Raw genomic sequence first — 23410 nt, 5'->3', positions numbered from 1 at the left:
GGACCTCCCCTTCGAACACGTCGTCGAAGCCGTCAACCCCACCCGCAACCTCGCCCACACCCCCCTCTTCCAGGTCATGTTCGCCTGGCAGAACACCGACGACGGCGAGCTGACCCTCCCGGGCCTGCGGGTCACCGCCCTGCCACCGCCCCACAGCACGGCCAAGTTCGACCTCACCCTCTCCCTCACCGAGCACGACGGCCGCATCACCGGCAGCCTCGAGTACGCCACCGCGCTCTTCGACACCGCCACCGCCCAGCGGCACATCCGCTACCTACGCCACGTCCTCACCCAACTCGTCGCCCACCCCGACCAGCCCATCGACCGGCTGACCCTGCTCGACCCGGCGGAGCGCCGCGAACTCCTCGCCGCCTGGGACGACGCGACCGCGTACCCGGCCGGGCGGACGATCCCCGGGCTGTTCGCGGAGCGGGTCGCCGCGGCCCCCGACGCGGTGGCGGTCACCTTCGAGGGCACGTCGCTGACCTACCGCGACCTCGACGCGCGCGCCAACCGGCTCGCCCACCACCTGCGCGCGCACGGCGTCGGCCCCGACGCCCTCGTCGCGGTCTGCCTGCGCAGGTCGCCGGAGCTGATCGTCGCGCTCCTGGCCGTCGCCCGGGCCGGCGGCGCGTACCTGCCCCTGGACCCGGCCCACCCCGCCGAACGCCTGCGGCACCTGCTGGCCGACGGCGCCCCGGTCGCCGTCCTCACCCACGCCGCGACCCGCGCCACCCTCGACGGCCTCACCGACGCGCCCCTCGTCGACCTCGACACCGACGCACACCGCTGGGCCGAGCACCCCACCACCAGCCCCGACCCCGGCACCCGGCCCGACCACCTCGCCTACGTCATCCACACCTCCGGCTCCACCGGCCGGCCCAAGGGCGTGGCGCAGACCTGGCGGTGCCTGGACAACCTGATCGACTGGCAGCTCCGCTACGCCGCCCCGGGCAGCCCCGCGCCGCAGCGGGTGCTCCAGTTCGCCTCGATCGGCTTCGACGTCTCCGCGCAGGAGATCTGGAGCACCCTCTGCCAGGGCGGCACGCTGGTGCTGATCGGCGAGGAGGGCGGCCGGGACCTGGCCCGGCTGCGCCACGTCCTGGCCGAGCAGGGCGTACGGCGGGCGTTCCTGCCGGCGGCCGTGCTGCACCAGCTGGCCGGTCTCACCGGGGCCGTCGCCCCGCTCGCGCCCGGCTGCGAGATCGTCACCGCCGGCGAGGCGCTGCGGGTCAACGACGACGTCCGGGCCCTGGTGGTGGGGCTGGGCGGCCGGTACCTCTACAACCAGTACGGCCCGACCGAGACCCACGTGGTCAGCCAGTTCACGCTGGCCACCGAGGCGGCGGCCGACTGGCCGGCCCTGCCGCCGATCGGCCGGCCGATCGCCAACGCCCGGCTCTACGTGCTCGACGAGCGGTGCGAGCCGGTGCCGGCGGGCGTGCTCGGCGAGCTCTACATCGGCGGGTCCGGCCTGGCGCGCGGCTACCTCAACCGGCCGGCGGCGACCGCGGCGCGGTTCCTGCCGGACCCGTTCGCCGGGCCTGGCGAGCGGATGTACCGCAGCGGCGACCTGGTCCGCCGCCGGGCCGACGGGACCATCGAATTCGTCGGGCGCGCCGACGACCAGGTCAAGGTGCGCGGCTTCCGGGTCGAGCCGGGCGAGGTGGAGGCCGCCCTGCGGCACGTTCCCGGCGTCCGCGAGGCGGCCGTGCTGCTGCGCGAGGACACCCCCGGCGATCCGCACCTGGTCGGCTACCTGGTCGGTGACGTCACCGCCGAGGCGGCCCGCGAGCAGTTGCGGCGCCGGCTGCCCGAGCACCTGGTGCCGACCCGCTGGGTGGTGCTGGAGCGGCTGCCGCTGACAGCCAACGGCAAGCTGGACCGGCGGGCCCTGCGCGCGCCGGAGCAGGCCGACGTCGCCACCGCCTACGTCGCGCCGCGCGACGACCGGGAGGCCCGGATGGCCGCCATCTGGGCCGAGGTGCTGCGCCGCGACCGGGTCGGCGCGCACGACGACTTCTTCGCGCTGGGCGGCCACTCGCTGCTGGCGACCCGGCTCGTGCACGCGATCAACGAGCGGATGTCGGCGCGGCTGTCGCTGCGTACCCTCTTCCAGAAGCCGGTCCTGGCCGACCTGGCGGCCGAGCTGGCGGGGCCCGACTCCCCCGCCGTCGACGCCCTGCCGTCGCTCGTCACAGATCCCGCCGGCCGGTACGAGCCGTTCCCGCTCACCGACATCCAGGAGGCCTACTGGGTGGGCCGCGGGTCCACCATCGAACTCGGTGGCGTCGGCGCGCACGGCTACAGCGAGCTGCGGCTGCGCGACTTCGACGAGGAGCGCTTCACCCGGGCGCTGCACCGGCTGGTCGACCGCCACGACATGCTCCGCGCGGTCTTCCACGACGGCGTCCAGCGGGTCCTGCCGAGCGTGCCGCGCTACGCGATGGCCCGGCAGGACCTGCGCGGGCTCGACCCGCACACCGCCGACCGTCGGCTGGGCGAGACCCGGGAGCGGATGTCGCACCAGGTGTTCGACGCCGGCCGCTGGCCGCTGTTCGAGTTCGCGGTGACGCTGCTCGACGGCGAGGCGCGGCTGCACGTCAGCCTCGACGCGCTGATCCTCGACGCGGCCAGCGGGCAGATCCTGGAACACGAGCTGGCGCTGCTCTACGCCGACCCGGACGTCCACCTGCCACCGCTCGCGGTGACCTTCCGCGACTACGTCCTGGCCGAACGGGCCCTGCGGCGCACGCCGCGCTACGAGCGGGCCCTCGGCTACTGGCGGGAGCGGGTCGGCACGCTGGCCCCCGCGCCGCAGCTCCCGCTGGAACGGCAGCCGGAGAGCGTCGAACGGCCGCGCTTCACCCGCTACGACGAGGTGGTGCCGGCAGAGCGTTGGAGCCGGCTGAAGGCGCTCGCCGGCCGGCACCAGGTGACCCCGTCGGTGCTGCTGGTGACCGCGTTCGCGCAGGTGCTGGCCCGGTGGAGCCGCCAGTCGCGCTTCACGCTGAGCCTGCCGCTGTTCAACCGGCTGCCGCTGCATCCCGGCATCAACGCGGTGATCGGCGACTTCACCTCGCTGGTGCTGCTGGAGGTCGACGTGGCGGCCGGGGTCGACTTCGTGACCCGGGCCCGTGCGGTGCAGGAGCAGCTCTGGCAGGACATCGACCACTCGGCGGTCAGCGGCGTACGGGTCAACCGCGAACTCGCCCGCGCCCGGGGCACCCGCCACGCGGCCCTGCCGGTCGTCTTCAACAGCACGCTCACCGAATCGGCCCCCGACGTCGGCGACAGCGGCCTCGCGGCGGCGCTCGGCGGCGAGGTGCTGCACGGCATCACCCAGACCCCGCAGGTGTGGATCGACCACACGGTCCTGGAGGCCGGCGGGCGGCTGCACGTCAACTGGGACAGCATCGACGAACTCTTCCCCGCCGGCCTGGTCGCCGAGATGTTCGCGGCGTACCGGGAGCTGCTCGGGCGGCTGGCGGAGCCGGACGCCTGGTACGGCACGCTGGACGGGCCGCTCGCCCCGCCCGTGCCGGCGACCCCGCCGGCCGATCGCGGGCTCCTGCACGAGCTGGTCGACCGGCAGGCGCTGGCGACCCCCGCCGCGCCCGCCGTGCTCGCCCCGGACCGGCACCTGGACCACGCCACCGTACGCGTCGAGGCACGGCGGCTGGCCGGGCGGCTCCAGGACCACGGCGTCGGACCCGGCCAGCTCGTCGCGGTGCTGCTCGACCGGGGCTGGAAGCAGGTCGTCGCCACCCTCGCGGTCCTGCACGCCGGGGGCGCGTACCTGCCGCTCGACCCCGACTGGCCGGCCGAGCGGGTGGCCCGGGTGCTCCAGCGGGCCGGGGCGGGGCTGGTCCTGACCGGGTCGGACCGGGTGGCCCTGCCCGAGGGCGTCGCGCGCCTGGTGGTGGACGCGGACGCCGTCGGTGCGGGCGGGCCGGCGCTGCGGCCGGTCGACCTGGCGGAGACCGACGTCGCGTACGTGATCTACACGTCCGGGTCCACCGGCACGCCGAAGGGGGTGACGATCGACCATCGCGGTGCGGTGAACACGCTGCTCGACGTCAACACGCGCTTCGGTGTCGGGCCGGCCGACCGGGTCCTGGCCGTCAGCGCGCTCAGCTTCGACCTCTCCGTCTTCGACATCTTCGGCACCCTCGCGGCCGGCGCGGCGGTCGTGACGCTCGACCCGGAGCTGGCCCGCGATCCGGCCCGCTGGCGGGAGGTGGCCCACGCCCACCGGGTCAGCGTCTGGAACTCGGTGCCGGCGCTGGCCGGCATGCTGCTCGACGACGCCGACGCCGGCCATCCGCTGCCGGCGTCGCTGCGGCTGGCCATGCTCTCCGGGGACTGGATCCCGCTCACCCTCCCCGACCGGCTGCGCAAGGCGCTGCCGGGGATCCGGGTCGAGAGCCTCGGTGGCGCCACCGAGGCGTCGATCTGGTCCATCCACCACCCGGTCGACGAGGTCGATCCGGCCTGGCGCAGCATCCCGTACGGCCGGGCGCTGGCCCACCAGGGGGTCCACGTGCTGGACGACGTCCTGCGTCCCCGGCCCACCTGGGCCACCGGCGACCTCTGGATCAGCGGCGCCGGGCTGGCGCGGGGCTACTGGCGCGACGAGGCGGCGACGGCGGCCAGCTTCGTCGTCCACCCGGTCAGCGGGGAGCGGCTCTACCGCACCGGCGACCTGGGCCGGCTGCGCCCGGACGGCACGATCGAGTTCCTCGGCCGCGAGGACGGCCAGGTGAAGGTCCACGGCTACCGCATCGAGCTGGGTGAGATCGAGGCGGCGTTGGAGGGCCACCCGGGCGTACGCGCCGCCGCGCTGCGGCTGCTCGGTCAGGCGCAGGGCGAGAAGCGGCTGGCCGCGTACGTGGTGCCGGACGGTCGCGCGCCCGGGCCCGCCGCCCTCGTCGCGTACCTGGAGCAGCGGCTGCCGGCGTACATGGTGCCGTCGTCGTTCACCGTCCTCGACGCGCTGCCGCTGTCGGCCAACGGCAAGGTCGACCGGGCCCTGCTGCCCGAGCCGAAGCCGTCGGCCGAGCCCCCGGTCGAGGCGCCGGTGCTCACCGACCCGGCCGAGAACCGGCTGGTGGGGATCGTCACCGGGATCCTCGACCTGCCCGTCGTCGCGCCCGACGCCAACCTGCTGATGCTCGGCGCCACGTCGATCGACGTCGTCCGGATCGCGAACGCCCTCGCCGGCGAGTTGGGCTTCCGGCCGAAGCTGGCCCGGCTGATGCGCCAGCCGACCCTCGCCGACCTGCTGCGGATGTTCCGCGAACACACCGCCGAGCGGGCCGTCGTCGCGACCGCGCAGCGGGCCGCCACGGTGGTCGAGGACCCGGCCGCGCGCGCCGCGTTCACCTCCGACGGGCGGGGCCGTCGCGGCTTCGCGCCCGACACCCCGGCGGTCGCGCTGACCGCGCCGGCCGACCCGGCGTACGACCGGCGTTACACCGGCTACCGCACGGTGCGCCGCTTCGCCGCGGACCCGCTGCCGGCGGAGGCGCTCGGCGGGTTGCTGGCCACCCTCGCCCAGCGGGAGGTCGACGGTCGGGCCAAGTTCCAGTACGGCTCGGCCGGCGGCACCTACGCCGTACAGACGTACGTCCTGGTCAAGGCGGGACGCGTCGACGGGGTGCCGGGCGGGGCGTACTACCACGACCCGACGGCGCACCGGCTGCTGGCGCTCGGCCGCGACCGTGAGCTGAGCCCGGACGCCTTCGACTACTTCGTCAACCGGCCGGTCTTCGAGGCCGCCGCGTTCGCGCTGTTCCTCGTGGCGCAGCGCGCGGCCATCGAGCCCCTCTACCAGGAGCAGAGTGCGACCTTCACCGCGATCGAGGCGGGCGCCATGGCCCAGCTGCTGACGATGGCCGCCCCCGAGCACGGTCTCGGCCTGTGCGGCGTCGGCGCCCTGGATACGGCGGAGCTGCCCGCCCTGTTCGACCTGGACCCCTCGCACCGGCTGGTCTACGCGCTGCTCGGCGGCGGCCGTCCCGGGGCGGAGCCGGCCGCGCCCGACGCCTCCGCCACCGACACGATCACGGTCGAGCTGTGAACGCCTACGAGCTGCTCGACACGCTCAACCGGCACGCGGTCGGGTTGCGGGTCGACGGCGACCGGCTGCGCCTCACGGGCTCCCGCGAGGTCCTCACGCCCGACCTGCTGGCCGACCTCAAGGCGCACAAGGAGGAGCTGGTCGCGATCCTGACCGGCGCCGACGCGGACACGATCCCCCGCCGGCCGCGACCGGACGCACCGGTGCCGGTCGCGTTCGCCCAACGGCAGCTCTGGTTCCTCGACCAGCTCTCCCCCGGCAACCCCTTCTACAACAACCCGGTCGCGTTCGACGTCGTGGGCGCCCTGGACGTGCCGGCGCTGGCCCGCGCCCTGACCGAGGTGGTGCGCCGGCACGAGGCGTTGCGTACCGTCTTCGCGCTCGTCGACGAGGAGCCCTGCCAGGTGGTGCGGCCCGCCGGGCCGGTCGCCCTGCCGGTCGCGGACCTCACCGCGCTCCCCCGCCCGGAGCGCTTCCGCCGGGCCGACGAGGCCGCCGAGGCCGAGGCGCGGGCGCCGTTCGACCTGGCCGCCGGCCCGCTGCTCCGCACCGCCCTGCTGCGGCTGGCGCCCGACGAGCACCGCTGGCTGCTCACCGTGCACCACATGGTGGCCGACGGCTGGTCCGTCGGCATCCTGATCGGCGAGGTCACCGCCCTCTACGCCGCGTACGCACGGGGCGAGGCTCCCGCGCTGGCCGAGCTGCCCGTGCAGTACCCGGACTACACGCTGTGGCAGCGTCGGCACCTCGGCGGCGGCGAGCTGGAGCGCCAGCTCGGCTACTGGACGCGGACCCTGGCCGGTGCGCCCGCGCTGCTGGCCCTGCCGACCGACCGGCCCCGCCCGGCAGTGCAGCGCTACCGGGGCGAGACCCACGGCACGACTGTGGACGCCGCGGTGCTGCGGGGCCTGCGGGAGGTGGGCCGGGCCGGCGACGCGACGCTCTTCATGACGCTCATGGCCACCCTGTCGGTGCTGCTGTGGCGCTACAGCGGGCAGGACGACGTCTGCGTCGGCACCCCGTTCGCCAACCGCAACCACCGTGACGTCGAGGGCCTGATCGGCCACTTCGTGAACACGGTGGTGATCCGCAACCGGCTGGACCCGGAGCAGTCCTTCGCGGCGCTGCTGGCCGACGTCCGCCGGCACCTGCTCGACGCGTACGCCCATCCCGATCTGCCGTTCGAGCAGCTCGTGGACGCGCTCAACCCGGAGCGGCACACCAGCTACTCGCCGCTGTTCCAGGTGATGCTGGTGCTCCAGAACATCCCGCGCGGCCGGCTGGAGCTGCCCGGCCTGGTGCTGCGGCCCCTGTCGAGCAGCACCGGCGCGGCCAAGTTCGACCTGTCGGTCGAGGTGATGGAGCACGCCGACGAGCTGCACGTCATCTTCGAGTACAACACCGACCTCTTCGACGCCGCGACGATCGCCCGGCTGGCCGGGCACTTCGTGCGCCTGCTCGCCCAGGTGGCGGCCGATCCGTCGGCCCCGGTCGGCGCGCTGCGGCTGCTCGGTGCGGACGAGCGGCACCGCCTGCTGGTCGAGTGGAACCGCACCGCGCGACCGCTCGCCGACCCGGCGGACGTGGTGCGGCGGATCGCGGCGCAGGCGCGGCGGCACCCCGACTCCCTCGCCGTGGCCGACGACGACGAGCGGCTGGACTACGCCACGCTGGAGCGGCGGGCCAACCGCCTGGCGCACGCGCTGATCGCCCGGGGCGTACGCCGCGACCAGGTGGTGGGCCTGCACGCGCGGCGCTCGGCCGGGCTGATCGTCGCCATCCTGGGCGTGCTCAAGGCCGGGGCCGCCTACCTGCCGCTGGACCCGGCCCTGCCGCCGGAGCGGCTCGCCGGCATGGTCGCCGACGCGGCGCCGGCCCTGGTGCTCGGCGAGGACGACCTGGCCGCCGTCGAGGCCGAGGGGCGCCACGACGGTCCGCCCGGCGTCGTCGTGCACCCCGCCAACCTGGCGTACGTGATCTTCACGTCGGGCTCGACGGGCCGCCCCAAGGGCGTCGCGGTCGCCCACGGCGGCGTCGTGAACCTGCTCGACCACTGGGTGTCGCGGCTCGGCGCCGCCGAGGGGGAGGCGGCGGCGCTCTGGTCGAGCGTCGGCTTCGACGTCTCGGTGCAGGAGATCTTCCTGCCGCTGACCACGGGCGGGGCCCTGCACCTCGTACCGGAGAAGTTGCGCGGGGACCCGGCGGCGCTGATGGGCTGGCTGCGCGAGCACCGCGTCGTGCAGGCCTACCTGCCGCCGGCCTTCGTCCGGTGGATCGACGAGAATCCGGCGGCCCGCCTGGCCGGGTCGGCGCTGCGCCAACTGCTGGTCGGGGTCGAACCGCTGCCGGAGCAGGGCCTGCACCGGATGCAGGAGGCCCTGCCCGGGCTGCGGGTCCTCAACGGGTACGGGCCGACGGAGACCACCGTCTACAGCACCGCCTACCTCGACCCGCAGCCGTCCGCCCGGCGGTGCCCGATCGGCCGGCCGATCGCCAACACCCGCGTCCACCTGCTCGACGAGCGGCGGGAGCCGGTGCCCGTCGGGGTCACCGGCGAGATCCACATCGGTGGCGCCGGGGTGGCCCGCGGCTACCTGGGCCGGCCGGGGGCGACCGCCGAGCGGTTCGTTCCCGACCCGTTCGTGCCCGGGGAACGGCTCTACCGCACCGGCGACCTGGCCCGGCTGCTGCCCGACGGGAACATCGAGTACCTCGGCCGCCGCGACAACCAGGTCAAGATCCGGGGCTTCCGCATCGAACTGGGCGAGATCGAGGCCGCGCTGCGGGACCGGCCGGACGTACGCGAGGCGGCGGTGCTGGTCGACTCGGACGCGGCCGGGGAGCCGAGGCTGGTCGTCGGGGTGGCCCGGGGCGGGGCGGCGCCCTTGCTGGTCAGCGAGTGGCGCGAGGCGCTGTCGCGACGGTTGCCCGGCTACATGATCCCGTCGCTCTTCGTGGAGCTGCCGCAACTGCCGCTGACCGCCAACGGCAAGCTCGACCGCGACGAGGTGCTGCGGCTGGCCCGTACCGGCGCGCCCTGGCAGGTCAACCTGGCCAGCCCGCGCGACCAGATCGAGCTGACCCTCTACCAGATCTGGAAGCGTCTGCTGCTGCACCCGGAGATCGGCATCGGCGACCGGTTCTTCGACGTGGGCGGCACCTCGATCTCGGCGATCAAGCTGGCCCACGCGATCGGCGAGGCGTTCGGCGAGCCGCTGCCGGTCCACGAGATCATGCTGCACCCGACGATCGAGGCGCTGGGCGGCCGGCTGCGGCGGGGCGCGTCGGGCCGGCCGCCGAGCAACCTGATCGAGTTCCGGGCGGGCGACGGCGCCGGCCGGGTCATCTGCGTGCACCCGGCTGGCGGCACCGCGTTCTGCTACCTGTCGCTGGCCAAGGCGCTGCCGGAGTCCCTCGGCGTGTACGGGATCCAGTCGCCGGGGGTGAACCCGGGCGAGGAGTTCCTGCCCACCGTGGAGGCGATGGCCGAGGCCTACCTGGGGCAGGTCGCGCACCTGCTGGACGGGCCGGTGGTGCTCACCGGGCTCTCCTACGGCGGGCTGGTCGCGTACGAGATGGGACGCCGGCTGGCCCTCGCCGGGCATCGGGGGCTGAGCGTGGTCCTGCTGGACACCCTGGGCACCGACGACCCGGCCCATCGGGGCGCGATCGAGCCGGTGGACATGGCCGAGTTCCGCGACAAGCTCATCAAGTTCAACGGGATGTACCCGGGCATCGACGACGAGCAGATCGACCAGTACCACCGCGTCTACAACCACAACCGGTCCACCATGCGCGACTATCCGACCCCCGCGTCGCCGGCCCGGCTGGTGCTGTTGCAGGCCACCGCCGGGCGCGACGATGCCTTCCTGCGCGAGGTGCGCGCCTTCTGGCACCGGCGCGGCGAGGCCGACTTCCTGCTGGAACAGGTCCACTGCGACCACTGGGACATCCTGGAGAGCGCCGTGGTGCTGCGGGTCGCCGCGCTGCTGCGCGGCGAGATGGACCGGCTCTGCGACGCCCGTCCGACGACGCCGGCCGTACGGGAGGCGTGATGGTCCAGGGTCCCGGTCTCGCGCACGCCGTGCTCGCCCAGGCCAGCCGTACCCCCGACGCGGTCGCGGTGGCCGACGGCGAGCGGCGCCTCAGCTACGCCGAGCTGGACGCCGCCAGCGCCGCCGTCGCCCGGTCCCTGCACCGGGCCGGGGCCCGCCCGGGTCAGGCGGTCGCGGTGCACCTGCCGCGCGGCTGGCGGCTGGTCTGCGTCATGCTCGGCATCCTGCGGCTCGGCGCGACCGTGGTGCCGCTGGACCGGCAGAGCCCGCCCGCGCGGCGGGACCACATGCTGCGCGACTCGGGCGCCGTGGCGGTGGTCCACGGCCCGGACGCGCCCGGCGACCTGCCCGACGGGATCCGCCCGCTGCCGGCGGAGGCCCTGCTCGCGGGAGACCCGGCGACCGGGTCGGACGGGCCGCCCGCGCCGGTCGCGTTCGTCTTCTACACCTCGGGCACCACCGGCCGCCCCAAGGGCGTGGAGGTGCGCGACGCGGGCGTCCTGCGGCTGGCCCGCCCCGGCTACGTCGCGCTGACCCCGGCGGCCCGCTACGCGAGCCTCGCCAACCCGGCGTTCGACGCGATCAGCTTCGAGGTCTGGGTGCCGCTGCTGACCGGCGGCTGCTGCGTCGTCCTCGACGACGAGACGGTGGCGACGCCGCACCTGCTCGACGCCGCGCTGCGCCGGGAACGGATCGACACGCTCTTCATCACCGTGGCGCTGTTCAACACGGTGGTCGACGAACGGCCGCACTGCTTCGCCGACGTCGGCCAGGTGCTCGTCGGCGGCGAGCAGCTCAACGCCCGACTGATCCGCCGCTGGTACCGCGACAACCCCGCCAGCCGCACCCGGCTGCACAACGTCTACGGGCCCACCGAGGCGACCACGTTCGCCCTGTGCCATCCGATCCCCCGCGACTTCGACGCCGAGGTGGTGCCGATCGGCCGGGTGCTGCCCGGCACCGACGCGCACCTGGTGGTCGACGGCGTCCGCGTCGCCGTGCCCGGCGAGGTCGCCGAGCTGTACCTGGGCGGCGCGGCGCTGGCGGCCGGCTACCGCAACCTGCCCGAGGAGACCGCCGAGCGTTTCGTCCGGCTGCCCTGGCTGGACGGCTCCGCCGGCCGCCACTACCGCACCGGTGACCTCGTGCGCGCCGACGCCGCCGGCCGCGTCGAGTACGTCGGCCGGGTCGACCGGCAGGTCAAGGTCCGGGGCTTCCGGGTCGAGCCCGGCGAGGTGGAGCGGCAGGTCCTCGCCCACCCGGGGGTCCGGCAGGCGTACGTGTGCACCCGGCGCGACCCGGCGCACGGCACGAACGAGCTGCTGGCGTACCTGGTGACGGCTCCCGATCTCTCGTTCGCGGAGTTCGACCGGCACCTGGCCGCGACCCTGCCGCCGTACCTGCGCCCGCACCGGGTCCACCGGGTCGGGGCGCTGCCGCTGACCCCGAACGGCAAGGTGGACGCCGACGCGCTGCTGCGGCGCGACGACCCGCCCTGGCGTGCTGGGCGGGACGACCCGCCCGGGCGTGGTGGGCGCGAGGACCCGCCCCGGCGTGGCGGGCGCGACGACCCGCACCCGCACGACGGGCGCGAGGAACGCCGCGACCCGCACGCGCGCGACGGGCGCGAGGAACGCCACGATCCGCCCGCGCACGACGGGCGCGACGGCGGCCCCGCCGAGGCGGCCGGCACGGCGTGGCAGCGGGCGGTGCTCGGGCTGGCCGGTGAGGTGCTGGGCGTGCCCGACCTGCGACCGGACGACCGGTGGATCGCCAGCGGCGGGGACTCTCTGAAGGCGCTGCGGCTGCGCTTCGAGATCCAGCGGCGCTGGAGCGCCGAGGTGCCGCAGGCGGTGGTGCTGGGCGGCGACCTCGCCGAGCTGGCCGCGGCGGTCGCGACGGCCGGCACCGTGACCGGCTCGCCGTACCCGGTGCCGGCTCCCCCGTCCGGGGCCCGGTCCGCACCGGCCACCTCGGAGCAGCAGCGGCTCTGGCTGTTGCAGCAACGGTCGCCGGCGTCCACCGCCTACCACGTGGGGCTCGCCTTCGAGCTGCGCGGCCGGGTCGACGTCGACGCGCTGCGGCACGCGCTGCGCCGGGTGGTGGCGCGTCACGCGGCGCTGCGGACCGCCTTCCGGGCCACGCCGGAGGGGCTGCGCCAGGAGGTCGGCGAACCCTACGACCCGTGGCGCGAGCCCACTCCCGCTCCCGACGCCGACGAGGCCGGAGCCGGAGCCGGAGCCGAGGCCGACGACCGAGCTGGGGCCGGGGCCGGCGACCGGGCCGGGACCGAGGCCGGCGACGGGGCCGGGTGGCGCGAGCGCGCCCGTGCCCTCTTCGCCGTCCCCTTCGACCTCGGGCAGCCGCGCATGCTGCGGGCGTACTGGCTGGCCCGCGACGGCGGCGGGGTGCTCCTGCTGCACCTGCACCACATCGCGGTCGACGGCTGGTCGCTCGACGTCCTGTTCCGCGAGCTGTCGGCCGCGTACGCGGCGGCGCTGGCCGGCACGACCGAGGACGAGGACGAGCCCGCCCCGACCCCGCTGGACTACGCCCGGTGGCAGGCCGAGTGGTTCGCCCAGCCGGCCTACCGGGCACGACGCGACGCCCTGCGCGGCCACTACGCCGACGTGGCGGAGGTCGCCGCGCCGCTGCGGCCGATCCGGGAGCACAGCGGCAGCGGGGACCACCTGCTCCACACCACGATCGGCCCGGAACGCCGCGCCGCCCTCGACCGGCTCGGCGCCGAGCTGGGACTGACCCGCTTCCCGCTGCTGCTGACGCTCTTCGGCTGGGCCGTGCACGGGGTGACCGGCCGCACCCATCCGCGCGTCGCCAGCCCGGTGGCGAACCGGCCCGTACGCGACTTCGAGGCCAGCGTCGGCATGTTCGCCAACACGGTGCTGCTGCCCCTGGCGCTGGCCCCCGCCGAGGAGCTGCGGGCGCAGCTGCGCCGACAGGCTGACGCCGTACGCGCGGTGCTCGACGCGCAGGACGTGGCGCTCGCGCACGCCGTCGCCGACCACGACTTCGGTGCCGACGCGCCGCTGTTCGACTTCCTCTTCGTCCTCGACAACACCGACTTCTCCGCGCTGGCACTGCCCGGCTGCGCCTCCCGGCCGGTCTGGCTGGCCCCGACCGAGGCCAAGTGTCCGCTCACCCTCTCGGTCGTCGCGCACGAGTCCGGCTTCGACTGCCTCTGGGAGTACGCCGACGAGCACTTCGACGCCGCTGACGTGGCGGCGGCGGCCGAGTTGTTCCGGCGCGGCCTCGACGCGTTGACCGGCACCGGCCCGCGCACGCTGGCCGAGCTGGTGCGGCCCTACCGCCGCGGCCTGCCCGAGCCCGGCCGGGGTTCGCGTACCCCGGTGGCCTTCCCCACCGTGGCCGAGGCCTTCGCCCGGCGGGTGCGGGCGGAGCCGACCGCGACCGCGCTGGTCGCCGGCGACCGTCGCCTCAGCTACGCCGACCTCGACGCGTACGCCTCGGGGCTCGCCGCCGAACTGCTGCGGGACCATCCGGTGTCGACCGGCGACCGGCACCGCGTCGCCCTGTTCTTCGCGCCGTCGGTGGAGCACGTGGTGGCGCTGCTCGCGGCGGCCCGGCTCAACCTGACCGTCGTGCCGCTCGACCGGGCCTACCCGCCGGCGCTGCTGCGCCAGGTCCTGGGCCAGGTCGACCCGCTCTGCGTGCTGCTGGCGCCCGGCGACGAGCCCGCCCTCGACGTGATCGACGAGGGCGCCCACCCCCGGCACCCGGTGGTGCTGTCCCGGTCGGCCACGCCCGTCGCGCCGTCGTACGTCGGCCGCCCGCTCTACACGCTCTTCACCTCGGGCTCGACCGGCACGCCCAAGGGGGTGCAGGTCGGCGACGCCCTGCTGGTCAACCTCCTGCACTGGCAGGGCGAGGCCGGCGGCCTGGCGGGCGCGGCAGCGACCCTGCAGTTCTCCATGCTCTCCTTCGACGTCTCCTTCCAGGAGATCTTCGGCACGCTCTGCGGCGGCGGCACCCTGCACCTGCCCCGGCCCGGGTGGCGGCAGGACATGCCGGCGCTGCTGGCGCACCTCGACGCCGCCGGCATCGAGCGGATCTTCCTGCCGTACGTCGCCCTGCAACTCCTGGCCGAGCACGGCGTACGCCTCGGCCGGTACCCGTCCCGGCTGCGGGAGGTCGTCACCGCCGGCGAGCAGCTCATCTGCACCGACAGCATCCGCCGCTGGTTCGCCGGCCTGCCCGGTGCGCGCCTGTTCAACCACTACGGCCCGACCGAGACCCACGTGGTCAGCAGCCTCTGCCTCGACGGCGACCCGGCCACCTGGCCGACCCGCCCCGCCATCGGCCGCCCGGTCGCCAACACGTGGCTGCGGGTGGTGGACTCCGCCGACGAGGTGGTGCCGCCGGGCTGCCCCGGGCAGCTGCTGATCGGCGGGGAGCTGGTGGCGCCCTGCTACCTGGACGATCCGGCGCTCGACCGGGCCCGCTTCGTCGAGCTGCCCGGTGACGGCTGGTTCTTCCGCAGCGGCGACCAGGCCCGGTTCGACCGGGACGGCCTGCTGCACTACCTGGGCCGCGACGACCAGCAGGTGAAGGTGAGCGGGCACCGGCTGGAGCTGGGCCAGGTGGAGGCGGCCCTGCTGACGCACCCGGCGATCGTCAACGCCGTGGTGGTCCGCGACGATCCGCACCTGGTCGCCTGTCTGGAGCTGCGGGCGGATCCACCGTCCCCGCAGGAGCTGACCGGTCATCTGGCGGGGCTCCTGCCCGGGTACGTGCGGGTGGACCGGTTCCGGCGGCTGCCGCAGCTGCCGCGTACCGCCAGCGGGAAGCTGGACCGCCGCCGCGCGTTGACCGCACCGGGCGAGGAGCTGCGGACGGACGTCGCCGCGCCGGCGCCGGTCATGTCGGTCCTGGAGTCTCGGCTGGCCGGGCTCTTCGAGGAGGTCGTCGGGACGCCGATCGCACCTGACCGGCGCTTCTTCGACCAAGGCGTGGGCAGCCTCGACCTGATGCGCTTCCACCTGCGCTGCGCCGCCGAGGGGCTGCCGCTGAGCATCCCCGACCTCTTCGAGCACGTCACCATCCGCCGCCTCGCCCGGTTCCTCACCGAGCGGGGGGCCACGGAGGTGGCGGTGGGCGGGCGGGACGGAGCCGTCGCCGGCCCAGCGGACGAGCCGGTCGCCGTGGTGGGGATGGCCGTCCGGCTGCCCGGCGCGGCCGACCTGGCCGCCTTCTGGGCGATGGTGGAGGCCGGCGACCGGGGCATCGAGCACTTCGACGCCGCCGACGGCCTGGTCGGCGCCCGCAGCCAGCTGGCCGGGGTGCTCGGCTTCGACCCGGGGCACTTCGGCATCAGCCGGCAGGAGGCGCGGCTGATGGATCCGCAGCAGCGGCACCTGCTGATGAGCTGCGTCGAGGCGTTGGCGCACGCCGGCATCGCCGATCCCGCCGGGCAGCGGGTCGGCCTGCTGGCCAGCTGCGGCGAGAACACGTACTTCCAGACGATGCTGCGCGAAGCCGATCCGGCGCGGCTGCCGGACTCCTTCCAGTTGGCGCTGCACCACGAGAAGGACTTCCTGGCCACGAAGGTCGCCTACCACCTGCGGCTGACCGGTCCGGCCTTCACCGTGCAGGCGGCCTGCGCCAGCTCGCTGGTGGCGGTCCACGTCGCGGCCGGGCTGCTGCGCCAGGGCGACAGCGACGTGATGCTGGTCGGCGGCGTGCTGGTGGACCCGCTGCTGACGGCCGGCTACCGCTACCAACCGCAGCACATCTTCTCCCCGGACGGGCACTGCCGGCCGTTCAGCGACGACGCGGGCGGCACCGTCGGCGCCAGCGGGGTGGGCGTGGTCGTGCTCAAGCCCCTGCGGCTGGCCCGGCGCGACGGCGACACCGTCTACGCCGTGATCGCCGGGTCGGCCGTCAACAACGACGGCGCGGAGAAGATCGGCTACGCCGCGCCGTCGGTCGCCGGCCAGCGTGAGGTGATCCGTACCGCGCTGCGTCGCAGCGGGCGTACCAGCGGTGACGTGGGCTACGTGGAGGCGCACGGCACCGGCACGGAGCTGGGCGATCCGGTGGAGGTGGCGGCGCTACGCCAGGCGTTCGACCTTGCCGAATCCGGTCGCGTCGCGCTGGCCTCGGTGAAGAGCCAGATCGGTCATCTCGGCGCGGCGGCCGGGGTGGTCGGCCTGGTCCGCGCCGTGCTGGCCGTGCACCACGGGCTGATCCCGCCGAACGTCGACTTCCGTCGCCTCAATCCACGGCTGGGCCCCGATCCGGCCCCGTTCCACATCCCCACGAAGGCCCGCCCCTGGCCCGTCGACCGGCCGCGCGTGGCGGCGGTGAGCAGCTTCGGCATCGGCGGCACCAACGCCCACCTGGTCTGCGAGGCGGTCGAGCAGGTCGACGCCGGGCCGGAGACCCCGCCGGGTCCCGGCGTACCGGTGGTGCTGCTCGCCAGCGGCAGCGCGGCCGGCCTGCGTGCCGACGCCGCCCGCGTCGCCGACTACCTGGCGGCCCGGCCCGAGGCCTACCACCGGGTGCTGCGCCACCTCCAGGCGGGCCGCCCGCCGGGCCGGTGGCGGGCGGCGGCCGTCTGCGCCGACACGGCCGCCGCCGTGGCCTGGCTGCGCACCGCGACCGCCGTCGAGGTCACCCCCGTCGAGGCGGCACCCGTCGCGGTCACCGGCCCGGCCGGTACGCCGCCGGCGGCCGACCTCGTCGCCGCCTGGCTGGCCGGTCGGCCGGTCCGGTGGCCGGCCGGGCCGGCGCAGCCGCCCTGGGACTTCCCCCCGCCGGCGTTCGTTCTCGTCGACCACGAGTTCGCCCGCGCCGCCCCACCGGCCGGGCCGACACTGCCAGCCGGGACGGCACCGCCCACCGGGGCGGCATCAGCCGGGGCGGCGTCGCCCGGGGTGGCACCGCCCGCCGACGTGGCGTCACCCGGGGCGGCAGCGGACGATCAGCCGTGGCCGGCGCGGCTGCCCGAGGCCGAGTGGTTGCACCAGCCGCACTGGGTGCGCTGGCGGCACGCGGGGGCCGACCCCGGTGCCCGCCGCCCGGAAACGCTCGTGATCATGGCCGCGGAACCGCCCCCGCCGGCCGCGCTCCGCGCCTTCGCGGCGTCCCACGCCCGGGTGGTGGCCGTCACCGCCGCGGACGGCTTCGCCCGGCTCGGACCGGACAGCTACCAGGCAGACCCGGCCGACCCCGGGTCGCTGGGCCGGCTGCTCGACGCGCTGACCGGCGCCGACGCCGGCTCGCCGGCCGCGCCCGGGCACGGCGGTGTCGACTGGCTCCACGCGCTGCCGCTGGCCGTCGACGGGCCGGTCGGCGCGGATGCGCTCGCCCACTCGTACCGGGCCTGCGTCGACACCCCGGCGGCGCTGCTCGCAGCCGTCGCCGCCCTGCCCCGCCGGCCCCGGCTGCGGGCCTGGTGGCTGTCGCAGCAGGCGCAACCCGTGCACGACGACGTACGCCGGCCGGAGCTGGGCCTGCTCGCCGGGGTCTGCGAGGTCGCACCCCAGGAGGGCGACGTCGCGAGCCACTGGGTGGACCTGCCGGGCCCCGATCCGGCCGACTGGGCGCCGGCGCTCGCGGCGCTGCTGGCGGAGGAGGCGCCACCACCCCGCCGACTCGCGCTGCGCGGGAGCTACTGGTGGGAGCAGGCGCTGCTGCCGGTCCGCCCGCCGGCCACGCATCCGCAGCCGGCCGTGCCGACCGCGCATCCGCTGCCGACCGGACCGGCCGTGTACGTGGTCCTGGGCGGCACCGGCGGCATCGGGCGGAGCATCGCCGCCTGGCTGCTGGAGCAGGGCGACTGCCGGGTGGTCCTGCTGGCACGGCGCGGGCCGCTGCCGGCCGGGCTGGCGCCGTGGGCCGACCGCGTCGACCTCGTCGAGGGCGACCTGGCCGAGACCGGACCCGACGAACTGCTGGCCCGGCTCGACGCCCGGACCCGACGGGTCGACGGGGTGGTCCACGCCGCGGGGATCGCGGCCGGCGGGCTGATCGGCCGGCGGGACGCGGCCGCGATGCGGCGGGCCACGGCCGGCAGGGCGTACGGCGCGCTGTTCGTGGAGCGGCTGGTCGCGCGCCACCGGCCGTCGTTCGTCGTCTACTGCTCGTCGATGTCGGCGCAGCTCGGCGGCGTCGGCCAGCTCGACTACGCCGCCACCAACGGGCTGCTCGACGGCTTCGCCCGGCACCGGGCGGGCGGGGCCGACGCCACGCTGCGGATCTCCGTGGGCTGGGACGTCTGGAGCGAGGTGGGCCTGGCCCGGGACGCCCTGCCCACCGACGCCCGGCACCGGGCGCACCTGGCGGTAGGACTTTCCGTGGACGAGGGGCGCCGGATCTTCGCGCAGGCCCTGCGGCTGCGGCTGCCGCAGGTGCTCGTCTGCACCACCGCGCTGGATCGGGTGCGGGAGTTCTACGCGCCGCCGGCCGGCGCGGCGGACGCGCCACCCGCCGTACTGGCCCGGTCGGCCGCCGAGCAGGTCGACGAGTGGCTCTGCGACTGGCTGGGCGTCGACGCGCTCGACCCGGCCGCGTCCCTCTACGACCTGGGGGCCGACTCGCTGCTACTGCTGGACCTGATCGACCGGGTCAAGGAGCACTTCGGCGTCAGCCTCGGCCTGTCCCAGCTGAGCCACCGGGTGAGCCTGGCCGAGGTGCTGGGGCTCCTCGGCGAGCCGGTCCGCGCCGCCGACCCCGCCGTGGCGGTGGAGGTCTGGCAGGCGGGCCGGGGGCGTACGGTGCTCTGCCTGGTCCATCCGGTCGGCGGCGACGTCCAGGCGTACCGGCCGCTGGTGTCGGCGCTCGACCCGGAGCTCACGGTCTGCGTGATCGCCGATCCCGCGCTGGCACGCCCCGGGCAGCCGGCCTGGTCGCTCGCGGAGCGGGCCGCGCGCTACCACGCCGCGCTGCGGGACCGCTTCCCCCGCGACGAGTGGCGCTGGCGGCTCGCCGGGTGGTCGTTCGGCGCCTGGGTGGCGCTCGGGATGGCGGCGGAGGCCGAGGCGACCGGGCAGCCGGCGGACGAGCTGTACCTGCTCGACCCGCCGCCGCCGGACGCCGCGCCGGCCTTCGGGGCGTACGACGAGGAACGGCTCGCCGCGCTCTTCGCCCACGAGCTGGGGGCGGCGACCGGCGGGAACACCGCGGCGACGGCGTACGCGGACGCGCTGGCGCGCTGCTGCCGGGCCAACCTGGCGAGCATGGCCCAGCACACCCTGCCCCGGCTGGCCGGGACGCCCGGGCGGCTCTGGCTCGCGGGCCGCCCGACGGCCGGGCTGCCGGCGCTCGGCGCGCCCCAGGAGCAGGCCCGCACGTGGCGGGGGCACCTGACCGGGCTCGCCTGGCACCTCGTCGACACCACCCACTACGGCATCGTCGGGGCCCCTCACGTGGACGCGGTGGCCGGGGCCATCAACGAGGCGGCGTCGGCCACCGACCCGAGGGCGGCGCGATGAACCCGTACCAGTCGTTGCCGTCGCGGTCGTTCTGGCGCACCGCCGTGGCCGAGCCGGAGATGCGGGACATCGACGAGGTGTGGACGCCGAAGTTCGGCCTCGACCCGGACGATCCGGTCCTCACCGCCGGTTCCTGCTTCGCCCGCCACCTCGGTCCCGCCCTGCGCGACGAGGGGATGAACTGGCATGAGGTCGAGCTGCCCCCGCCGGGGCTGACCGAGGCCGAGCGCCTGGCCCGCCACTACGGCGCGTTCTCCTTCCGCACCGGCGCCATCTACACCGCCGCCACCCTGCGGCAGTGGCTGACCTGGGCGCTGACGGACGACCCCGGGCCCGACGAGGTCTGGCGCGAGGGCGACCGGTTCTTCGACCCGTACCGCCCGTCGGTCGAACCCGACGGGTACGACTCGGCGGAGGCGACGCTGGCCGCCCGCCGGTCCACCCTGGCGGCGATGCGGGGGGCGGTCGCCGAGGCGGGCTGTCTCATCTTCACCCTCGGCCTGACCGAGGCCTGGCGGGACGTGCCGACCGACACCGTCCACCCGGTCTGCCCGGGCACCGTCCGGGGCACCTTCGACGCCGGGCGGCACGTCTTCCACAACTTCACCGTGGCCGAGGTGCACCGGGACCTCCGCGCCGTCGTCGCGCTGCTGCGCGCCGCCAACCCCCGGCTGACCGTCCTGCTGACCGTGTCGCCGGTGCCGCTCACCGCGACGGCGACCGGGGCGCACGCGTTGACCGCCACCACGTACTCCAAGTCCGTGCTGCGGGCCGCGGCGGGCCAACTGGCCCAGGAACACGACCACGTCGACTACTTCCCCTCGTACGAGCTGATCACCGGTTTCCCGTTCCGGGGGGTCTTCTTCGCGCCGAACCTGCGCGCCGTGACGCCGGCGGGGGTCGCCTTCGTCATGCGCCACTTCTTCGACGCCCTCGAACGCACCCGCGGCGGGGGCCGGCCGACGAATCCCACGGCCCCGGACCGCCGCGCCGACGCCGCCGACGGAGGTGACCTCTACTGTGACGACGCCGTCCTCGACCACTACCGCGCCGGCTAGGTTCCTGTTGCTGGGCGACTCGCACGCCGGGCCGATCGCCCGCGCGGCGACGGCGGCCGGGGTGCCCTTCGTCGGCGGGCCGGTCGGCTCGGGGCGCGACTTCAACGTCGGCTTCTTCGACGTCCGCGACGACGGCCTGGTGTTCCGCGACGCCGCCGTGCAGGAACGCCACCGCGGCTTCCTGGCCGAACTGGGCGTGGCCGACGTCGGGCAGCTCGCCGTCCCGCTGGTCTCGACGTTCGGGCTCAGCGCCCACTTCTTCGCCACCACCGGGAACTGGCGGATCTACCGGGCGGGCGACGGCGCCTTCCCGGCGGGCTTCCTCGCCAGCGGGCTCTTCGACGACATCGTGCGCGCCATGGCCCGTGACGCGCTGGCCTTCTACCGCCACGCCCTCGACCTGGGGCTGCGCGTCCTCGCGGTGCTGCCGCCGCAGCGGGTGCCGGGGATGTCCGACCCGCTGGTGTTCATGGCGGCCCAGGAGACGATCCGCCGCGCGCTCGTCGCGCTCGGCGTGGAGATCGTGGACCTGCGGGCCCGGGTCACCGACGGCGCGGGCCGGCAGCGGGCCGCGTTCTGCGAGCGGGACGACCCGATCCACGGCAACCTCGCCTTCGGCCGGCTGATCGTGGCCGACCTGCTGGCGCGGGGGCTGTGACACCGAATCCAGGAGGGAACGAATGGAAGAGCACGTCCTTGCCGCCGTCGAGCGGGCGACGACCCGCCCGCCGGAGCGCTACGACACCATCACCGTCCGGCCGATCTCTCCGGTCATCGGCGCGGAGGTCTCCGGCCTCGACCTCGCCACCGAACTGTCCGACGGGCAACTGGCCGAGGTCAGGCGCGCCTTCCTCGCCCACCACGTGCTGGTCTTCCGCGACCAGGTGCTCTCCGCCGAGGACCACAAGCGCTTCGCCGGCCAGTTCGGCGAGTTGCGCCGGCAGCCCCTCGCCGACCTCGACGGCGGCGACCCCGCCGTCCTCGAGATCAGCGCCGGCCGGGACTCGCGGTTCGTGGCCGGCGAGGACTGGCACACCGACGGCACCGCCGAGGCCGAGCCGTCGCTGGGCTCGATGCTCTACGTCACCAGGACGCCCGAGATCGGCGTCGGCGGCGACACCCTCTGGGCGAACATGCACCTGGCGTACGAGATGCTCTCCCCGCCGATGCGGGCCCTCCTCGACGGGCTGACCGCGGTCCACGACGGCCTGATCCCGTGGCAGGGTCACACCCCGCCGCCGGAGTACGTCGTGCCGAAGAGCGAGCACCCGGTCGTCGTACGCCACCCGGAGACCGGCCGCAAGCTGCTCTTCGTCAACGCCGGCTTCACGTCGCACATCGTGCAGCTCTCCCGCCACGAGAGCCGGGCGCTGCTGGACATGCTCTTCGGCTGGGTCGCCCAGCAGCCGATCCTGAGCTGCCGGGTCCGCTGGACGCCGAACACGCTGGTGTTCTGGGACAACCGCTGCACCCAGCACCACGCCGTCTGGGACTACTACCCGCACTCCCGCTACGGCCAGCGGGTGACCATCAACGGCAGCCGGCCGGTGGCGTAGCCGGTCGGGCCGACCCCCGCGCTGCCCCGGCGGCGGATCCGCTCGCGGGCCGGTGGAGGGCGCGTCGACCGGTGGCGGCGCGGGCCGGTGGAGGGCGCAGGCCGGTGGGGGGCGTCGGTCAGCCGCGCACGATCTGCTCGGTGTAGGCCCAGTCGTCGTCGAGGGCGGCGTCGCGCTCGTCGGTCAGACCCACCAGGTCCGCGCCCGCGACGCGGCCGGCGCCCGCGATCCGGTCCCGCAGGATCCGGGCCGTGACCACGGCGGCCCGGGTGCCCTGGGCCGTGACCGGGTCCAGGTGGTAGCCGGCGTCGCCGACCAGGCACCAGCCGGGCCCGCTCATCGGCCGGCGCAGCATGCGCATCCGCCCGGCGCCGCCGATCGAGGTGGTGCGACGCCCGGCGGCGACGGCCGGGCCGAGATGCGGGTCGTCGCGCACCATCCGCTCGTACGAGCGCGCCGGGTGTCGGCCGGTCTCGTCGATGAGGCTCTGGTGCAGGTCCACCGCCACGCACCACTGCTTGTCGCCGCACGGCGTCGAGATGAGGACGCTGCGGTCCTGCAACGAGAAGTAGGAGCGGTCGGTGGGCAGCGGCAGGTTCTCGTAGTAGGCCAGCAGCGCGAACCACGGTGACTCGACGACCCGGTAGGCGGTCGCCCCCACGCGCTCGGCGTTGCGGGACAGCCGGCCGTCGGCCAGCACCAGCAGGTCGCAGGTGACCTCGCTGTCGACGGCACCGTGCCGGACGGTCGCGCCGCGTACCCTGCCTCCGTCGATGGTGAGGTCCCGCACCCGGGCCGGGCGCCGGACGGTGACGTTGCCCCGGCCGCGCGCCGCGGCCAGCAGTGCCGGGTCCAGCACCTCGCGGGGCACGCTCATCCGGTACGAGTACGCGTCCTCGCGCGGGTAGACCCGCTCGACCACGTCCTCGCCGATGCGCTGGGTGTCGCCGTAGGTGGGCGGGGCACCGCAGGCCAGGACCGTCTCCAGCAGACCGAGCTCGGCCCAGGCGAGGTTGCCGGAGCGGTCCCAGGTGGACTGCTGCGGCCAGAACGCGGTGGGCCGTGAGGCGTCGAGGACGAGGACCCGCTCCGCGTACGGCGCGAGAGCCCAGGCGGTGCACGCTCCGGCGATCCGGCCGCCGACCACGACGACCTCCCAGTGGCCGGTGATCACGCCGGCACCGGC

7 protein-coding genes are annotated in these 23410 nt (G+C 75.6%); 6 read left to right on the top strand and 1 reads right to left on the bottom strand.

Translation table 11 applies throughout. From position 1 onward, the window contains the following. The 6 genes from EV374_RS30450 to EV374_RS30420 form a co-directional block, all read left to right on the top strand. The coding region (locus EV374_RS30450; protein WP_132240608.1) for a non-ribosomal peptide synthetase at positions 1–6082 on the top strand (6082 nt) is incomplete at its 5' end. Further along, the gene (locus EV374_RS30445) at positions 6079–10137 is read left to right on the top strand and encodes a non-ribosomal peptide synthetase (protein ID WP_132240607.1); all 4059 of its coding nucleotides are present in this window, start codon (positions 6079–6081) and stop codon (positions 10135–10137) included. The genes EV374_RS30450 and EV374_RS30445, both read left to right, overlap by 4 nt. Continuing rightward, positions 10137–19610, top strand: coding sequence for a non-ribosomal peptide synthetase (locus EV374_RS30435; protein ID WP_207914668.1), 9474 nt, complete (start codon positions 10137–10139; stop codon positions 19608–19610). The genes EV374_RS30445 and EV374_RS30435 overlap by 1 nt, the downstream gene beginning before the upstream one ends. After that, a complete protein-coding gene (locus EV374_RS30430) occupies positions 19607–20668 on the top strand; it encodes a GSCFA domain-containing protein (protein ID WP_132240606.1) in 1062 nt (353 codons plus the stop codon). The genes EV374_RS30435 and EV374_RS30430 overlap by 4 nt, the downstream gene beginning before the upstream one ends. Further along, entirely contained in the window at positions 20631–21326 is a 696-nt protein-coding gene (locus tag EV374_RS30425) for a hypothetical protein (protein WP_207914666.1), read from the top strand. The genes EV374_RS30430 and EV374_RS30425 overlap by 38 nt, the downstream gene beginning before the upstream one ends. A gap of 22 nt (positions 21327–21348) precedes the next feature. Next, a complete protein-coding gene (locus EV374_RS30420; RefSeq protein ID WP_132240605.1) occupies positions 21349–22224 on the top strand; it encodes a TauD/TfdA family dioxygenase in 876 nt (291 codons plus the stop codon). Positions 22225–22342: 118 nt separating this feature from the next. Here the strand turns inward: EV374_RS30420 and EV374_RS30415 are convergent, their stop codons facing one another. Continuing rightward, a complete protein-coding gene (locus EV374_RS30415) occupies positions 22343–23398 on the bottom strand; it encodes an FAD-dependent oxidoreductase (RefSeq protein ID WP_132240604.1) in 1056 nt (351 codons plus the stop codon). Between the last annotated feature and the right edge of the window lie 12 nt (positions 23399–23410).

It is taken from the genome of Micromonospora sp. CNZ303, from assembly GCF_004345505.1.
This window is presented reverse-complemented; position numbering and strand designations above follow the sequence as displayed.

What these genes read in the sequence shown, in the direction of transcription:
- EV374_RS30420 (WP_132240605.1), top strand. Translation starts at nt 21,349, where the DNA reads ATGGAAGAGCACGTCCTTGCCGCCGTCGAGCGGGCGACGACCCGCCCG.
- EV374_RS30435 (WP_207914668.1), top strand. Translation starts at nt 10,137, where the DNA reads ATGGTCCAGGGTCCCGGTCTCGCGCACGCCGTGCTCGCCCAGGCCAGC.
- EV374_RS30430 (WP_132240606.1), top strand. Translation starts at nt 19,607, where the DNA reads ATGAACCCGTACCAGTCGTTGCCGTCGCGGTCGTTCTGGCGCACCGCC.